General features: G+C 57.3%; 1 protein-coding gene. It reads right to left on the minus strand.

Annotated elements, in window-relative coordinates; all coding sequences use genetic code 11:
* The coding region (locus B4113_RS07845; RefSeq protein WP_235597977.1) for an IS1634 family transposase at positions 1 to 569 on the minus strand (569 nt) is incomplete at both ends.

Genomic DNA, 569 nt, shown 5'->3' on the forward strand with positions numbered 1-569 from the left:
CACCGCCACCCGTTCTGGCTTTTTGACGTAAATCTCGTCGGTGAAGAACGGATCTTTGAGAAAGGAGAAGTTCATTTCCACCGAGATTTGCCCTTTATACAACTTCAAGATTTCTCGAGCATCCATCGTTCGGCCTTTCCATTCCTTCGGAACGGTCGTGACGAGGACAAACCGGGACGCTTTCCGTCTTGCCTGTTCCCATGCCTGTTGGTGGAATTCGACGTCCAGGCGCAAAAGATACAGCGTCTCCATCTCGGGTTCCACCCCTTTTTTCGGCCGGCCGCGCCGTTTTTTCGGGCGCACGATCTCTTCGACCGCGGCCTTGACCCGATGAAACCGGGGGCGAAGGGACGCCTTGAGGGACGCCAAGGCTTGTTCGGCGTCTTCGCGGCAGGAGAAGGGGTGACGCTCCCAACGGGCTTGTTCCTCGCGAAGAAGCACAGCTTCTTTGACCCGCTCTTTTTCGAGCGTTTTTCCTTTGCGCTGGTCGAGTGCGCTCGATTCGACGACGATCAGCCGAACGGGGTGGCCTTCATACGTCGAGGCCGTTTCCCATACCCGGTACGCCG

Source organism: Geobacillus sp. B4113_201601, assembly GCF_001587475.1.
GTDB lineage: Bacteria > Bacillota > Bacilli > Bacillales > Anoxybacillaceae > Geobacillus > Geobacillus icigianus.